Origin of the sequence: Streptomyces sp. NPDC019396 (assembly GCF_040632375.1) — a bacterium.
In the GTDB taxonomy this organism is placed as follows: domain Bacteria; phylum Actinomycetota; class Actinomycetes; order Streptomycetales; family Streptomycetaceae; genus Streptomyces.
On the sequence record NZ_JBEYBS010000012.1, the window covers coordinates 107,356 to 123,066 of the forward strand.

Sequence of the window (15,711 nt, forward strand, 5' to 3'; positions counted from 1 at the left end):
CGCGCCACCGGAAGGCGGGCGTACGAACGGGCGGGGTCTGGGCCAACGGCCATCTCTTTGGCATGATCAGGCCCCGTCCCACCATGGCAACTCCAACCATGGCAACGCAGCCTCCGGGGGTGTCAGCAGTGATTCTCACGGTCACACTCAACGCCGCCCTGGACATCACCCACCGGGTCCCCTCGCTGCTCCCCGGCGCCTCCCACCGTGTCGCCGAGGTCACCGAACGCCCTGGCGGCAAGGGCCTCAACGTCGCACGGGTGCTGGGTTCGCTGGGACACGAGGCGGTCGTCACCGGCTTCGCGGGCGGCCCGACGGGCGCGGTGCTGCGTGAGCTGCTGGCCGGACAGCCGCAGCCCGTACACGACGCACTCGTACCGATCGCCGCGAACACCCGCCGCACCCTCGCCGTGGTGGACACGGCGAGCGGCGGCACCACCCAGCTCAACGAACCCGGCCCGCACGTCACCGCCGCCGAGTGGGACGCCTTCCTGGTGACGTACGAGAGGCTGCTGCGCGACGCCGAGGCCGTCGCCCTCTGCGGCAGCCTGCCCCCGGGCATCCATGTCGGCGCCTACGCCTCGCTGATCCGACGGGCCCGCGCCGCGGGCGTCCCCACCGTCCTCGACACCGGCGGCGAACCCCTGCGCCGGGGCATCGCCGCCCGCCCCGACCTGGTCAAACCGAACGCCGACGAGCTCGCCCAGCTCACCGGCTCCCGCGAACCCCTGCGCGCCACCCGCGACGCCCGCCGCCGCGGCGCCCACACGGTGGTCTCCTCACTGGGCCCGGACGGCCTGCTCGCCGTCACCCCCGACGGCACCTGGCGCGCCACCCCACCGGCCAAGGTCACCGGCAACCCGACCGGCGCGGGCGACGCCGCCGTCGCGGGCCTGCTGTCCGGCCTGGTCGAGTCCCTCCCCTGGCCGGACCGCCTCTCCCGCGCGGTGGCCCTGTCCGCGGCCGCCGTGCTCTCCCCCGCAGCGGGCGACTTCGACCCGGCCGCGTACGAGGAGCTCCTGCCGAGGATCGCCGTCACTGAGCTGCTCCCCGCAGCCTGAACAACCGCGACCGGACACCCCGGGGCGCCGGACCCGCGCTGGTCGCGGGCCCGGCGCCCCGGGGTTCGACGGCCGGTGGGAGCCGGGTCAGTTGTAGGTGTTGAGGAGTGTGGTGTTGCCGTAGAGCCAGCTGGTGGCGGGTGCGGTCCAGCCGGCCTTGGGGCTGTTGAGGGTGGCGTCGGACTTGGTGGTCCAGGTCCACAGCTTGACGGCGTTGTCGGGCTGGTGGTTGAGCATCGCGAGGTCGTCGCGGCCGTCGCCGTTGTAGTCGCCGATGACGATCTGGAAGCGCTTCACGTCGAGGTTGCCCTTGGGACTGTCGAGGACGACCTTGGCCCCGCCGAACCGGTTCGCGCCGTCCACCTTCTGCACGAGGATGGTGGAGGCCTTGTCGCTGCCGTCGGCGTAGTCGTACCAGATCAGGGCGTCGTCGGTGCCATCACCGTTGAAGTCTCCGGAGTGCGGCTCGGTCCGGTCCCAGTCGATCGAGGCGCTCTCCCACCACACGGTGGGGCTGGTGAATCCACCTGCGGGGGTGGTGGTGAAGACGTAGGTCTTCACATCGTTGTTGCCCTGGCCGTAGAAGACACCGATCTCGGTGCGGCCGTCCTGGTTGAAGTCACCGGTGATGAACTTGACCCGGTTGCGGGTCCAGGTGCCGCTGGGGGCGGACCAGGAGCTGGTGGGGGCATTCAGCTTGCCCTTGTCGGTGGCCAGGTAGGTCCACAGCTTGGTGCTGCCGTCGCCTGCGGCGTACCAGATGGCGAGGTCGTCGCGTCCGTCGCCGTTGAAGTCACCGGACTGCGGCGTGATGTAGCTGATGTGGAACGGGCCGCCCGCGGGCGAGCTCCACGTGGCCACTGGCGCGTTGAAACCGCCGTCGGGCTTGCCGAGCGCGATCCAGATCTTGACGCTCGTGTCGCTGTAGCCGCGCACCGTGGCCATGTCACCGTGACCGTCGCCGTTGAAGTCGCCGCTGACGAACTTCATCGCCTTGGCATCCCACTCATCACCAGAAGTGAGATAGGACCGCTCGGGGGCACCGATGGCCCCGTCCTCGCCGCTGCGGAAGGTGTACATGCCGTCGTTGCCGGCCGTGTAGCTGTACCAAGCCCCGAGGTCGCTGCGCCCGTCACCGTCCTGGTCGTGGCGCGGCGCACTGTTGCTGGACCACAGCGACTCGCCCTCGCTGTTGTAGATGACGAAGTCGCCCCGGTCGTTCAGGACGGCGTAGCCGTTCGACGCACTGGTCTTGGACTCCCACAGCGTGGCGGTGTCGCCGGCGTTGCGCACCATCAGGTTGCCCTTGCTGATACGCGCGAACGCACCCGGGTTCCCTGCGGTGCCGGTGGACCAGAGGGTCTTCCCGGCATTCGAGGTGAGAACCAGGTCGCCGTCACTCTTCATGGTCAGCTGGGCGGAAGCGGAGACGAGGATGTCGCCGGTGTCGAGGCGCTTGGCGGCGGTCAGCTGGGAGCCGAAAAGAATGTCGTCCACGCGCGTGGCGACGGCTCCGGTACGGGTCTCGTCGAACTCCCCGAAGCAAGCGCCCTGCCAGGAGCGGCTGGCGATGCCGACGAGTTCAGTCTTGCCGTCCTTGGTGCGCAGCACGGGGGAGCCTGCGTCGCCCTTGCAGACGGCAGATTCGGCCTGGGCGTCGAGGTTGACCTCGGTGGAGGTGACGCTGGCGACGGTGAACCCGCTGGTGTGGCGCTTGGTGGGCACCCACTGGTCGGCGGTGCGGCCGAAGCCGACGACATCCGCCGCCTCGCCCTTGCCGGCTGCCGAGGTCGCGAGCGATGCGGGGGCGATGCCGGTGGCGGGCTCGGCGAGCCGGGCCAGGACAAGGTCGCGGTCGCCGCGCGGGGCGAGTGTGGTGATCTCGGTCGTGTGCCCGCCGCCGAGGGCGAGGTCGCTGCGGCCGAGGGTGAGTGTGGTCTTCTCGCTCGGGGGGCCTGTGGGGATGTCGATGCTCTTTGCCGGGTCCTGGGCGAAGCAGCTCTTCGAAGTGGCGACCCACTGCGGGGCGACCAGCGTCGCGGTGCAGGAACGGACGTTGCCGATGCTGAGCTTGCCGGTGAAGGGCAGGCTGGTGTCCTTCTGCTCACCGGTGGGCGGCTTCGCCCCGGGGCCGGTGACCTGGAGTTCGAGCAGGACTGCCTTCTTGGGGTCGGCGGGTATGGCCTCGCCGAAGTTTTTTGCGGTGTCCTTGGGGACGTTCAGGGTCTGCGTGTCGCCGTCGATGCTGACCTCGGCCCGGATGTCCCGTCCGAAGGTCTCGATCCGGAACGCGTGCGGAATGTTCACGGACAGGTAGCCGGTGCTCGCGGCTTTGAAGCAGAGCCGGCCCTGGTTGTCCTCCGTGATGTCCGCCATCCAGACCATGATCTGGAAGTCCTCGGAGCACGAGGTGAGAGTGATGTTCCCATCACCGGCGACGAGCTGAGCGCCCGTCTCCTCGAGGATCGCGTCGGCGTCAGGGTAGGCACCGTCCTCGACGGCGTAGGAGGCGCCGGTGGCGGTGGGATTCTCGTCCGCAGCGGCGGCAACCGGAGCTGGCATCCCCACAGTGGTGGCTGCGATCACGATCGCCGCAGGCAGCCATTTGCGTATACGCACAGGTGTTTCTCTCATGAAAAGCCCCCCGACCAGGCGGGAGGGAAGGCGGAACCACAACGGGACCGTCAACGCTGCACTGCGGACGGTCGGGATCGCCTGGGGGGCCGAGGAGGCAGCATAGCCGCTCCAGGCAGCAGCGACGTCACGCGCTCCCAGCACTACTGGCTTCGATAAAGAGCGCATAACGGTCCTGGTTTGGCGCACAACCATCTACCCCTTGGCTGAATCTGTGTTCTCGTTCAAGCAGTGCCGTACCGGACCGGGGGGTTCGGCAACGGGTCTGCCGTCCTCCGGCCTGGGGAAGCCGATTCATGGGGGGCGGCGGTTCTCTGCGGTGTGTGCAGGGGGCAATGGCGCCCACCTGTCCTCGTGCTCAGCCGGGGGCGGTCCTGCCGCGACGCGTGCTGCGACCAGCAGACCACTGAGGGGAAACAAACTCCGTGCTTCTCGACAGAAGCCGGCGCACACGGGGATGGCGAAGGGGGTACGCGGTAGCCAGCAAGGCTGCTCGCGGCCTGCTTCCGCTTGCCCTGATCGCCGGACTGGTCTCGGCGGCAGGACCAGCTGCCGCCGACGGCCCCGACGTCCCGCCGCCGTCCGATCGCGCCCAGGTCCTCGAACTCTGGAAGAACGGCGGGCCGGCGGTGAAGTCCGCCGCCGGTGCCGCCCTCACGGGCAATGACGAGCAGCTTCGCGACTACCTGGCCAACGGCCAGAAGATCGCTGAAGACCTCGATCTGCGTGAGGCCGCGCTCACGCTCGTCACCGACGCCGGACCGCGCCTGAGCGAGGCGGCACAGAAGGCCCTGGACGGCACACCGGAGGACCTGGCCGCCTTCATGGAGAACGGCTGGCAGGCCCCGCTTGCCGACGACCGGCGAATCGAGGCGGCGCAGATCACCGAGGGCGGTGGCGCCCATCTGCGTGAGGCGGGCGGTGCGGCGTTGCGCGGATCGCTCGATGACGTCCGCGAATTCCTCGCCGACGGGCAGTACCGCAAGCGTGACGACGACGCCCGCGTCCGGGTCGCCCAGATCGACGAAGCCGGTGGTCCCGCGACCAAGCGCGCCGCAGCCGCTGCGCTGCGGGGCACCATCGAAGACGTTCGCGAGTTCCTCCTCTTCGGCCAGCACATCGCACGCGCCCAGGACCAGGAACACGCCACCATCAGCCAGCTGGCCGAGCAGACCGAGGAAGCCGGCGCCGCCGCTGCGAAGGCCAAGAAGAGCGCGCAGGAACAGGCCCAGAAGGCGAAGACCGCCGCCCGTCTGGCCAAAGCGGAGACAGCCAAGGCCGCCGCCGAGACCAAGGCGGCCAAGAACGATGCGATCAAGGCCGCCGACGCGGCACGTCGTGCCGCCGAGTCCAGCCGTCGCGCTGCCGACGCCGCGCAGTCCGCGATCGCCGCCGCCCGCGCGGCCAACGCCGCATCGCAGACCGCGGCGATCGCCGCCCACAATGCCTCAACCGCCGCCCTGCTTGCATCACGGGCCGCTAGCGAGGCATGGCGGGCCGCCGCCTCCGGGAAGGTCAACGAGAAGATCGCGGACGATGCGGTCAAGGCCGCCCAGCACGCGGAGAAGATCGCGGACGCCGCGGACGCGATGGCGAAGACCCTGGATGAAGCCAATACCGCCCTGCAGGCATCGATCGCGGCGATCCAGGACATGACCGACGCCGCCGAAAGCGCCACCGCCGCCGACGGATACGCCAAGCAGGCCGGTGCGCACTCGACCGAAGCCCAGGCGGCAGCGGCGTCGGCCCGGCGCCATGCGGAAGAGGCCCGGCGGGCTTCAGCCGCAGCGCAGGCCCATGCGGCCGATGCCGCCGCAGCAGCACGGCAGGCCCGCGACAGCGCCCGCTCGGCAGCAGCTCACGCGCGCAAGGCGGCTGAGGCCGCGCGCAAGGCCGCCGAACACGCAGGCGACGCCCAGCAGGCGGCCAACCGTGCAAAGACCAACGCCGACGAGGCGTTGAAGGCCGCCAAGATGGCCGGAGACGCGGTCAAGCAGGCACAAGCCGTCCAGGAAAAGGCCCGCAAGACCGAAGCCGAGGAGATCGCCACTCGGACCAAGACCCAGGTCAACCAGGCCCGCGACGCCAAGGAAGCCTTCGACATCGCCGGGGCCGAGGTGAAGCGCCTCACTCAGGAAGCCCTCACGCTCGAAACCGACTTCGCCACGCTCGCCGAACAGGCGAACCAGTCAGGCGCCGACACCCAGCAGATCGCCGCAACCGGCCGCAAGATGGCCCTGACCGCGATGAAGATCCGGCATTCCTGGAGCCGCGCCGCCGCCGAAGCCGCCCTCGCCGGCGATGAGGCGACCGTCGTCGAGTACGCCCGCGGTGGCTGGAAGAGCGCGGAAGAGCAGGACGAGCGCGACCAGGTCAACAGCCTGTACCAGGAATCGCCCTTCGAGGATGTGCGCACCGCCGCGGGCAACGCCCTCAAGGGCGACGCCACCCAGGTCCACACCTTCCTGACCACCGGTCAGTACAAGGCTGCCGCAGACGACAACCGCATCCTGGTCGCCCAGATCGACGAAGCCGGCGGGAGGGTTGTCAAGGAAGCCGCGAAGAAGGCCCTCTACGACCCCGACCCCAAGGCACTCGCCGACTTCCTCGCCACCACCCAACACCAAGCGCGTGTCGTGGACGACCGCGTCGCAGCAGCGCGCCTCACCGAAGGCGGCACCCCGGAGATCAAAGCCGCTGCCGAAACCGCACTGGCCAGCCCCGACACGCACCTGCGCGACTTCATCGAATCCGGCCAGTACCGGGCCCAGCGCCGCGACCAGCTGACCGCGGCCCACGTCGCCCAGATCCAGGGCATCATCGCCACTTCCAGTGGCATCGCAGCCCGCGCCTACCAGGACGCTTACGAAGCCGCGGAAACCGCCGCCACCGCGCAAGGCCACGCCGACGACGCCACCGGCCACGCCAAAACAGCGAGCAAGTACGCTGCCGAGGCAGCCGACTGGGCCACCAAGGCCAACGACTCAGCCGACCGCGCCAGCAAGTCCGCCGCCAACGCGGCCAAGTTCGCCGAAACCGCACGCGACGCGGAAGCCGACGCGGAAGCCAGCGCCGCGCAAGCGAACTACTCCGCCGCCTCGGCGCAAGCCAGCGCGCTGGCCGCCGAAGAATACGCCCGAAGCGCCTACAAAGCGGCGGAGGAAGCCCGCCAGTCCGCGATCAACGCGGGCTCCAGCGCCGATGCTGCCAAGGGCATCTACAAAGACGCCGTCCAGCGCCACATGATCGCCCAATACCAAAAGCAGGCACAGGAAAACCTGAGGAAGCGGGCTTTCGACGTACTCGGCGAGTTCCTCGACAAAGTCGGCCCAACCCTCAAGATGCTCTTGATCGACCCGTCCTTCCACACACGGCTCGACATCACCCACGCAATACTCGACGCCTTCGGCATGATCCCTGTGATCGGCGAACCCGCCGACGGCATCAGCTGTGCGGCGTACGCCATCGAGGGAATCTGGGACTTCTTCTCCCCCACCGGCGGCGAAGACATATGGACGGATGCGGGCCTCGCCTGCGCGTCGATGGCACCAGTCGCCGGATGGTTCACCACACCGGCGAAACTGGCAAAATACAGCAAGAAGTTCGGCCCGAAAGCCAAGAAACTCTTCGACGAACTCTCCAACCTGTGGAAGAAAACGCCTTCCTGTGCCAAGCCCAAGAAGCACAGCTTTCCCGCCGGCACACGCGTCCTGATGGGAGACGGTTCAACACGGCCCATAGAACAGATCAGGACCGGCGACTACGTCCAAGCAGCCGATCCACTCACCGGATCCAGCGGACCACGCCGGGTAGAGGCGACCATCTACACACCGGACGACCGCGACTTCACCGGCATCACGCTCGACCCCGCGGCCGGAGGCGGCTCCCTCACTGCGACCGATCACCACCCCTTCTGGTCTGAGCAGGCTCAGAAGTGGACCGACGCCGCCAACCTGAGGCCCGGTGACACCCTGCTCAAGGCAGATGGCAAAACCGCGGCGATCTCCGCTGTCCACCACTGGAAGACGCTTCAGCCCGCATACAACCTCACAGTCAACGACCTCCACACGTACTACGCGCTAGTGGGCGAGACTGCGGTCCTGGTGCACAATGAGAACGCAGTCTGTGGGTTTTCCGCAGACACGGTGGCCACTGCTTACCAGGGCATGAACAAGAAAGGAGGCCATGCCATTCGACATCTCGAGATTGCAGGAGTGATTCCCTCCGGGGGCAGTCTCGAGAAGCGCGTCCAGCTGTTCCAGGATATGACCAGCCACATCCTCACGAACCCCACCAAGGCGTTTGACAGCATGAAGTCCAACACGTTGACCCGAGCGTTCGCCGGCAAGGTCGACGGCAAGCATGTCGTCCTGTTCGTCGCGAAGGAGGGACCGTACGCGGGCAAAGTCCTTACGGCCGTGGTCCCCAGCCCCAGCCAAATCGCCAACTGGGGGCTCGAATGAGCCGTCTCCTCAAAGCCTTGTGCTGGGATGACGACGAGACAGTCATCAGCCTGTTTGCAGCAGCCCCTTCCGCCGAGCCCATCGATCTCACCTTTGACATCGATGGGTGTTCCCCAGACCGAATCACCACGTACCACCTCGAGGACGTTGAGTTCATCCTGAACGGTCTTCAGGTGGTCGAATACGACCTGTCCTTCGTCACGCTGCCTGCCGCGCTCGGGCCATACCTCGAATCGTGCCTTGAGCAGGTCTGTGAGCGGGGAGCCCGGGTCGCCTGGTTGGGATTCGAAGGCTCATTCGACTATGACAACCTGCTCACAGATTCCGTGGCGCGGATGCTCTACGGTGTCGCGGCGCAGAGCCAGCCCACGGTGCTCATGCTGGACGATGATCTGCGGGACGGCTCCGAATGGCCGAAGATTCTCCATTCCTACAGATCCAAGCTCCTGAACGGCTGAAATCCGCTCAGTTGAATGATTCGTCGTCTCGGCCACGCCCCAGGCGCGTGGCCGAGACGACGGCTGTTCGGCGCCGTATGGCCAGGCACACACAAAGGAGTCCCATGCCCTTAGAGCTCGTAACACGATCATGAGTCGGGTTTGTTGAGGCGTCGCCAGCAGATGAGGCTGCAGGCGAGGGAGACGAACGCGTCGTGGAACTCGGTGCGGCGTTCCCATCGGACGGCGAGTCGTTTGAACTGGTGGAGCAGGGCGAAGGTCTGCTCCACGACGTAGCGGAGCTTGCCCATGTCCTTGATGTTCGGGGCTCCTTTGCGGGAGATGACGGGCAGGATCCGGCGTTTGCGGAGTTCATCGCGGTTGGGGTTGGAGTCGTAGCCCTTGTCGCCGAGCAGGCCTGGGGACGTCGGCGGGGTCGGCCGGGACGACCTGCCACCGGCGGGATGCCGTCGACCAGGGCGAGGGTCTGGGTGACGTCGTTGACGTTCGCCGCGGTCGTGATGACCTTGAGCGGGGTGCCGCGTCCGTCGCAGATCAGGTGGTGTTTGCTGCCCGTCTTCCGCCGGTCGACCGGCGACGGGCCGGTGTCGGCGCCCCTTTTTTCGCCCGGATGTGCGAGCCGTCCATGCACGCCCTGGACCAGTCGAGGCGGCCGGCCGCGTTCAGCTCGGCGAGCAGGATGCGGTGCAACTGGTCGAAGATCCCTGCCTGCTGCCAACGCTCCAGCCTTCGCCAACAAGTCTGACCGGAGCCGAAGCCCAGCTCAGGGGGCAGGAGTTGCCAGGCGATGTCGTTGCAGAGCACGTACAAGATGCCCTGCAGGCACAGCCGGTCAGCTACCGGTCGCGGCCCTGGCGACCTCGTCGGCCAGGGCGGCAGCAGCGGCTCGATCAGTGCCCACAAGTCGTCGTCCACGATCCACGGCCGAGTACTCACACCACCACGAACGGCCGACTCGTCACACCGGTCACGGCTGACCAGAGCATCTCACCAAGATCGTGTTACGAGCTCTTAGGAGGCCTGAGGCATCGAGGTCCTGGCCGCCCTCGGCCGGTATCTAAAGGCGGGTAGGGCACGGCGGCGGCCCTGGATGGCACCCTCTTTCGGCACAACGGGCGCCCGGCATTTACAGAGAAAAGTGGCCACTACGGCCACAGATGGACGGACTCCGGGAGCTGCTGGCGCGTGGCGGCGAGCGGTTGCACACGGCCACAATCAGTGCGCCCTGCACCTTGCGGCTGAGTCCCGGGTCCTGACCGGGCGACGGACAGCCTTGAGCGTCGAAGCGTCACGTCCAGGACCTGGCACGCACGCGAACGGCCCGACGGTTCACCGACGGGCCGTTCCGGGTCTTCGTCCGAGCAGGGTGTCCTAGTCGGGGTTCTTCGCCTCGCCCTGCTTCAGCGACACCTGGTCGAGCAGCGCGTCGCACGAGTCGCCCTGCTCGCAGGAGATCTTCAGGGTGTTGGTGCCCTTCTTGAGGTTGACGTAGGAGTAGGTGCGGGTCCAGCCCTTCTCCCAGTCGCCCTCCTTGGCCCTGGCGAAGTTCGACATGTTGATCGAACGCGGCGTCTCGGTGTTGACGGTGAGCGAGGTCTTCGCGTCCTTGCCGGGCACGCTGTAGGTGATGAACAGCGTGTACGTGCCGTCGGCCGGGACGTTCACCGACCAGCTCGCCGCTCCGCCGGGGCCGTTGAACTGCACATAGGCGCCGTTGGTGCCCTTCGCGCCCTTGATCTGGGTGCCCAGCGTCGCCGGAGGCGCGAGCTGGAGCGTCGCGGCGTTCTGCTTGGGCAGCTCGGCGGGCGGGCTCTCCTGGTCGCCGCCCTTGGACGCGTCGTCACTCGGCTTCACCTGCTCCGCGGGGGCGCCGCTCTGGTTGGCCTTCGGGTCCTTGTCGTCTCCGCCACTCGTGATGAGGGCCACGCTGATCCCTATGACGACCACCGCGACGACCGCGATGGCGCCGGCGATCAGTCCCCGGGTGTTGGGGCCACGGCTGCGGCCACCGTCGTCGTAGCCGCCCGAGCCGGGCACCGGTGTCTGGCGGGTGGGAGCGCCGCCGGGGTAGGTCTCCGGGGCCGCGTACTGGGGGTTCGGCTGATGCGCGTGTCCCTGGGGCTGCTGGCCCTGCTGCCCGTAGGACTGCTGCTGCGGGACCTGGCCGTACTGGCGCTCGCCGACCGTCCTGACCTGGTTGTACGAGGTCCTGGGCACACCGGGCTGCGCGGCCGGGCCGGGGTAGCCGTAGCCGCCCTGCCTGGGAGGTGCTGCGCCCGTCTGGCGCTGCCCGTCCGCATACAGGTAGCCGAACGGATCGTCGTCCTCAGGCGTGCTCGCGCCGTTGTTCCCGGCCGTCATCCCTGGGTCACTCCTATCCTCGCTCGCCAGCCGTCGCCGACCGGGCGAGCCTACCCCGTCCTGGTCACTCCAAGGACGGGCCAAACGCGCCGCTGGTTCCCGCCCCGGTCCGGCTTCGGGGAACTATCCGGCGCGACGGTGGATCTTCGAGCGCGACCGCTTCTCGATGTACATCCGCTGGTCAGCCGATTGCAGGACTTCCTCGACGGACATCCCGCACACCGCCCAGCCGATACCGAAGCTGGCCCCGACGCGGACCGCCCTGCCGTCCACCCGGATCGGCGGGATGATCGCGCTGCGCAAGCGTACGGCCAGGTCAGCGGCATCGGCCGCGGCGAGCCCGTCGGCGAGGACGACGAATTCGTCACCCCCGAGCCGGGCAACGGTGTCCCCGTCGCGTACGCAGGTCGTGAGGCGGCGGGCGACCTCGACCAGAACGGCGTCCCCGGTGTTGTGCCCGAACCGGTCGTTGATCGACTTGAAGCCGTCCAGGTCGCAGAAGAGCACGGCCAGGCCCTTGGCGCCGTCGTCGTGCTCACCGTCCGGTGCGACGGCGTGCACATGGTGGTCATACGACCCGCCCGAAACATGCAGATCAAAGTCGAAGCCGTGCCCGTAGCCGGGGTGGTGGCCGTCCGCGGGTCCGTTGCCGTAGCCGTGGTGCTCGTAACCGTCCGTGTCCGCGTATCCGCCGTACGCGGCTCCGTACCCGGACCCGGGACCGGACCGCCCGGGGTTGTCGCAGAGCCGGGCGCTGAGCCGGGCGCGCAGCTCCGCGTTGTTGGGCAGACCGGTCAGGGCGTCATGGCTGGCCCGGTGCGCGAGCTGGAGCTCATGGCGCTTGCGCTCCTCGATGTCCTCGACGTGGGTCAACAGGAAGCGGGGCCCGTCGGTGGTGTCGGCGACGACGGAGTTGCGCAGCGAGACCCAGACGTACGAACCGTCCCGGCGCCCGAGCCGCAGCTCGGCGCGGCCGCCCTCGGCCGAGGTACGGAGCAGGGTGCCGACGTCCTCCGGATGGACCAGGTCGGCGAAGGAGTAGCGGCGCATCGCGGACGCGGGCCGGCCGAGCAGCCGGCACAGGGCGTCGTTGGTGCGCAGCAGCCGCCCGTGCTGGTCCCCGCCCATTTCGGCGATGGCCATACCGCTCGGGGCGTACTCGAAGGCCTGCCGGAAGGATTCCTCACTGGCCCGCAGGGCCTGCTGCTCACGCTCGAGACGGACCAGGGCGCGCTGCATGTTTGCCCGGAGGCGGGCATTGCTGATCGCAATGGCGGACTGCGAGGCGTACATCTGGAGGGCTTCCTGCCCCCAGGCGCCCGGCCGGCGGCCGTTGCGGGGCTTGTCGACCGAGATCACGCCGAGGAGCTCACGGCCGCCGCCCGACGCGTACATGGGCGCGTACAGCCGGTCCTGGGGGTGCCATTCGCCCTCGAAGCGGGGCTCGGGTCCTTCGGTGTACCACTGCGGGACGTCGTCCTCGAGGAGCACCCAACCCTCGGTGTGGGGTATGAACCGGAGGTCGCCCCAAGCTTCCCCCATGGACAGCCTGCGCTCCCAGGAGGGCCGGGAACCGACGCGGCCGGTGATCAGGGCTTCGGCGGCGGAGTCACCGGCGAAGGCGGCGACGACGAGATCCCCGTCGGGACGTACGAGATTGACGCACGCCAGCTGGTAGCCAAGGCCGACGACGATGCCGTCGGCAACGGACTGCAACGTGTCCGCCAGGCTGCGGGCCGTATTGAGGTCCGTCACGACCTGATGCAGCTGCCGCAGAGTCGCAAGACGGACGTACGGCTCCGACTCGGTCTCCATCGCTCGCTCTCCCCGAGACCTCTACAGCTAACGTGACTCCAGGGTTCTCAATCGGTCCTCTCGATGGTCTGTCCACGCCACTGAATCACAGCGCGCTGCCCACTCGGTACACAGGGTCAACAAATACCGCCCTCTGTGACTCAAGTCACATTAAATGATGAGCGGTTGAATCGGGGAGCTCGCTGTTTCCGAACGTTCAACGAACGTTCGTCAACGCAAATTCCGGACCGTGGTCCTACCCGTGGTCCTAGGACCCGGCTGGTCCCCTGGCCCGATGTGGCCGCAATGGAGACGAGGTTAGCGTTCCGGTTGTGCTCCCGACGACTCAAGCCCCTTTCACCGAAGCCATCCCCCATCCTGAGGGGGTGAGCAACGACGAGTTCCGCGCCGCCCTGGCCCGCCTGGCGGCGGGCGTAGTGCTGGTGACCGCCCATGAGCCCGCCCTGACCGAGGACGGCCCGCGCGGCGAGGACGCCGGCATGACCGCGACCTCGTTCACCTCGGTCTCACTGGACCCGCCGCTGGTGCTCGTGAGTCTGCGCAACGGCTCGCGCATGGACGACCTGCTCGCCGAACAGCCCCTGTGGGGGGTTTCGCTGCTCTCCGAGAGCCAGCGGCAGATCGCGGGCCGGTTCGCGATGAAGGGACGCATCAGCGACCGGCTGCTGTTCGAGGACATCCCCTGGACCAGGGGCGAGGTATGCGGGGCGCCGCTGATGGAGGGCGCGCTGGCGACGCTGGAGTGCCGTACGGAACAGCGGGTGGAGGCGGGCGACCACACGCTGGTCATCGGCCGCGTGCTGAAGGCGGGCCTGCCCGGCGGGGACGGCGCCCCGCTGGCCTACTTCCGCGGAAGGTACCGCCACCTGGGCTGAGAGCCTGCGTGCCCGGGGACCTGCGGGACCGGGGACCTGAGGGGCCGGGGACCTGAGGGGCCGGGGACCCTGCGGGACCGGGGACCTGCGGGACCGGGGCCCATCGAAGAGCCTGCGGACCCGAGCTGCGAGTCGGACGGCCTGCTGCCTGCGGGCCCGGGCTGCGAGTCCGGGGGCCTGCGGGCCCGGCCTCACCAATCCCGGCCGCTGCGCCCCCGCTTCGTGTCCGCGCGCTGCTTCTTCTCACGCAACCGCCGCTCGTTGATTCCGCGCGGAATCTTCGTGGCCCGCCTCGGGCGCGGCGGCGGCGCCGTGGCCTCGGCGAGCAGCGCGGCCAGCCGCACCGCGGCAGTCTCGCGGTTGCGCCACTGCGAGCGGTGCTCGGACGCGCGTACGGCGATCACGCCGTCGTGCAGCCGCGACGCGAGCCGCTCGAGGGCGCGGACCTTCCACACCTCGGGCAGCGCCTGGGTCGCGGCGAGGTCGAAGCGCAGCTCGACCTGCGAGTCGCTGGTGTTGACGTGCTGGCCGCCCGGACCCGACGAGCGCGAGAAACGCCACATGAGCTCGGCCTCCGGTAGGGAGACGGAGCCACGGATGGGATAGGGACCGGACATACGTCCTATGTTCGCCCCGGCGAGCGCGCCGCGTCACTCCCTTTTCGCGTATCCGCGGGTAAACGGCCCCGCGGGGAACCACCTCGTCCGACATCTGCGTTAGGAAGGGTGAGGTACCCACTCGACCAGGAACCAGGAAAGGGACTTCCCCATGGCTGTAAGCCTGTCCAAGGGCGGCAACGTCTCGCTCACCAAGGAGGCACCGGGCCTGACCGCCGTCACGGTGGGCCTCGGCTGGGACGTCCGCACCACCACCGGCACCGACTTCGACCTCGACGCCTCGGCCATCGCGGTCAACGCGGGCGGCAAGGTCGTCTCCGACGGCCACTTCGTCTTCTTCAACAACAAGTCCACCCCGGACCAGACCATCGTCCACACCGGCGACAACCGCACCGGCGAGGGTGGCGGCGACGACGAGCAGATCAACGTCAACCTCCAGGGCCTCCCGGCTGACGTCGAGCGCATCGTGTTCCCCGTCTCCATCTACGACGCCGAGAACCGCACCCAGAACTTCGGCCAGGTGCGCAACGCCTACATCCGCATCGTCAACCAGGCCGGCGGCGCCGAGCTCGCCCGCTACGACCTGAGCGAGGACGCCGCCACGGAGACCGCGATGGTCTTCGGCGAGCTCTACCGCAACGGCGCGGAGTGGAAGTTCCGCGCGGTGGGCCAGGGTTACGCCTCGGGTCTGGTGGGCATCGCCCAGGACTTCGGCGTCAACGTCTGACCTACCCCGCCCGGGTCAGGGGCCAGACCTCAGGTCTGGCCCCTGCGGTCATTCCGCGAGCCAGCCGCACGGTCCGCAAAGGGACGAGCCAGTGACTCATCCGCCCGAGAGCCGCTCGTACAGGTCCGTCGTAAAACGCGTTCGATACACCCCGTAGACGATGGATTCCGGGGACCGATACCCCAGATGTTCCGGATCAGAGACCTCCTGGTCCAACTGCGTCACTTCTCTGCTGAGCGGCGACGAGCGCCCCAGATATGCCCGCGCGGCCTCTGCCAGCTCCCACTCGCCCGTCATCACCGAGTGCCAGAGCCCGCGGCCCTGACCGACCACCCACATGCACAGATCCTCGGTGCCGTCCTCGGACCAGACCTCTCCGTCGACGCTCACGCCTTCGGAAAAGTCGACCAGAGAGCCTGCCGCATCCAGGTAGGCCAGCGCGAACGCCTCAAGAGTCTCTCCTGGCCGTGACTCCAGCCACGCCTCCAGAGCGGACAAACGCGGCCTGGTCGCATCCAGCGTCTCCCAGAACCACTCAGGCACCTGGCTCAATCCCACTCACCCGCCCTCGCTGAGGTGGGGGCGAAATTCTACCCGGCGTCATGACGGTCGGCCTTGCCGTTCGCGGGCCCGCCCAGAACGTCCCCAGGCGCTGTTCAGAGAGAAACCCCGGCTCGAACAGCCCCGCGACGGTCGTCCG

At 68.5% G+C, this 15,711-nt stretch carries 10 protein-coding genes and 1 pseudogene; 5 read left to right on the plus strand and 6 right to left on the minus strand.

Annotated features, from left to right (window positions below; all coding sequences use genetic code 11):
* The first annotated feature begins 128 nt into the window (after positions 1–128).
* The gene (locus tag ABZ532_RS16180) at positions 129–1,061 is read left to right on the plus strand and encodes a 1-phosphofructokinase family hexose kinase (RefSeq protein WP_361283308.1); all 933 of its coding nucleotides are present in this window, start codon (positions 129–131) and stop codon (positions 1,059–1,061) included.
* 87 nt (positions 1,062–1,148) lie between these two features.
* Here ABZ532_RS16180 and ABZ532_RS16185 read toward each other — a convergent pair whose 3' ends face one another.
* Complete coding sequence (locus ABZ532_RS16185; RefSeq protein WP_361283110.1) at positions 1,149–3,623, minus strand: FG-GAP-like repeat-containing protein; 2,475 nt, start codon at positions 3,621–3,623, stop codon at positions 1,149–1,151.
* Positions 3,624–4,120: 497 nt separating this feature from the next.
* Between ABZ532_RS16185 and ABZ532_RS16190 the strand changes: the two genes are divergently transcribed.
* Together ABZ532_RS16190 and ABZ532_RS16195 are read left to right on the plus strand one after the other, a co-directional pair.
* The gene (locus ABZ532_RS16190) at positions 4,121–8,158 is read left to right on the plus strand and encodes a polymorphic toxin-type HINT domain-containing protein (protein WP_361283112.1); all 4,038 of its coding nucleotides are present in this window, start codon (positions 4,121–4,123) and stop codon (positions 8,156–8,158) included.
* On the plus strand, positions 8,155–8,616 hold the full coding sequence (locus ABZ532_RS16195; protein ID WP_361283114.1) for a hypothetical protein: 462 nt from the start codon (positions 8,155–8,157) through the stop codon (positions 8,614–8,616). Before ABZ532_RS16190 ends, ABZ532_RS16195 begins: the two co-directional genes overlap by 4 nt.
* 128 nt (positions 8,617–8,744) lie before the next feature.
* Here ABZ532_RS16195 and ABZ532_RS16200 read toward each other — a convergent pair.
* From ABZ532_RS16200 to cdgB, 3 genes and pseudogenes are all read right to left on the minus strand, one after another.
* Positions 8,745–9,552, minus strand: a pseudogene (locus ABZ532_RS16200) (IS5 family transposase).
* A gap of 435 nt (positions 9,553–9,987) precedes the next feature.
* Positions 9,988–10,977: a carbohydrate-binding protein gene (locus ABZ532_RS16205; RefSeq protein WP_361283116.1), complete on the minus strand. Its 990-nt coding sequence runs from the start codon at positions 10,975–10,977 to the stop codon at positions 9,988–9,990.
* A 123-nt stretch (positions 10,978–11,100) separates the two neighbouring features.
* The gene (gene cdgB, locus ABZ532_RS16210; protein ID WP_361283118.1) at positions 11,101–12,792 is read right to left on the minus strand and encodes a diguanylate cyclase CdgB; all 1,692 of its coding nucleotides are present in this window, start codon (positions 12,790–12,792) and stop codon (positions 11,101–11,103) included.
* 365 nt (positions 12,793–13,157) lie between these two features.
* On the opposite strand from cdgB, the gene ABZ532_RS16215 reads away from it, so the two are divergent.
* Positions 13,158–13,667 carry a flavin reductase family protein gene (locus tag ABZ532_RS16215; protein ID WP_361283120.1) on the plus strand — a complete coding sequence of 170 codons (510 nt, stop codon included), beginning with the start codon at positions 13,158–13,160 and terminating at the stop codon, positions 13,665–13,667.
* 191 nt (positions 13,668–13,858) lie between these two features.
* Here the strand turns inward: ABZ532_RS16215 and arfB are convergent, their stop codons facing one another.
* Entirely contained in the window at positions 13,859–14,293 is a 435-nt protein-coding gene (gene arfB, locus ABZ532_RS16220; RefSeq protein ID WP_361283310.1) for an alternative ribosome rescue aminoacyl-tRNA hydrolase ArfB, read from the minus strand.
* A gap of 142 nt (positions 14,294–14,435) precedes the next feature.
* Here arfB and ABZ532_RS16225 point away from each other — a divergent pair, with 142 nt between their 5' ends.
* On the plus strand, positions 14,436–15,011 hold the full coding sequence (locus tag ABZ532_RS16225; RefSeq protein ID WP_361283122.1) for a TerD family protein: 576 nt from the start codon (positions 14,436–14,438) through the stop codon (positions 15,009–15,011).
* A gap of 96 nt (positions 15,012–15,107) precedes the next feature.
* Here ABZ532_RS16225 and ABZ532_RS16230 read toward each other — a convergent pair whose 3' ends face one another.
* Positions 15,108–15,569: a hypothetical protein gene (locus ABZ532_RS16230; RefSeq protein ID WP_361283124.1), complete on the minus strand. Its 462-nt coding sequence runs from the start codon at positions 15,567–15,569 to the stop codon at positions 15,108–15,110.
* Positions 15,570–15,711: the final 142 nt, after the last annotated feature.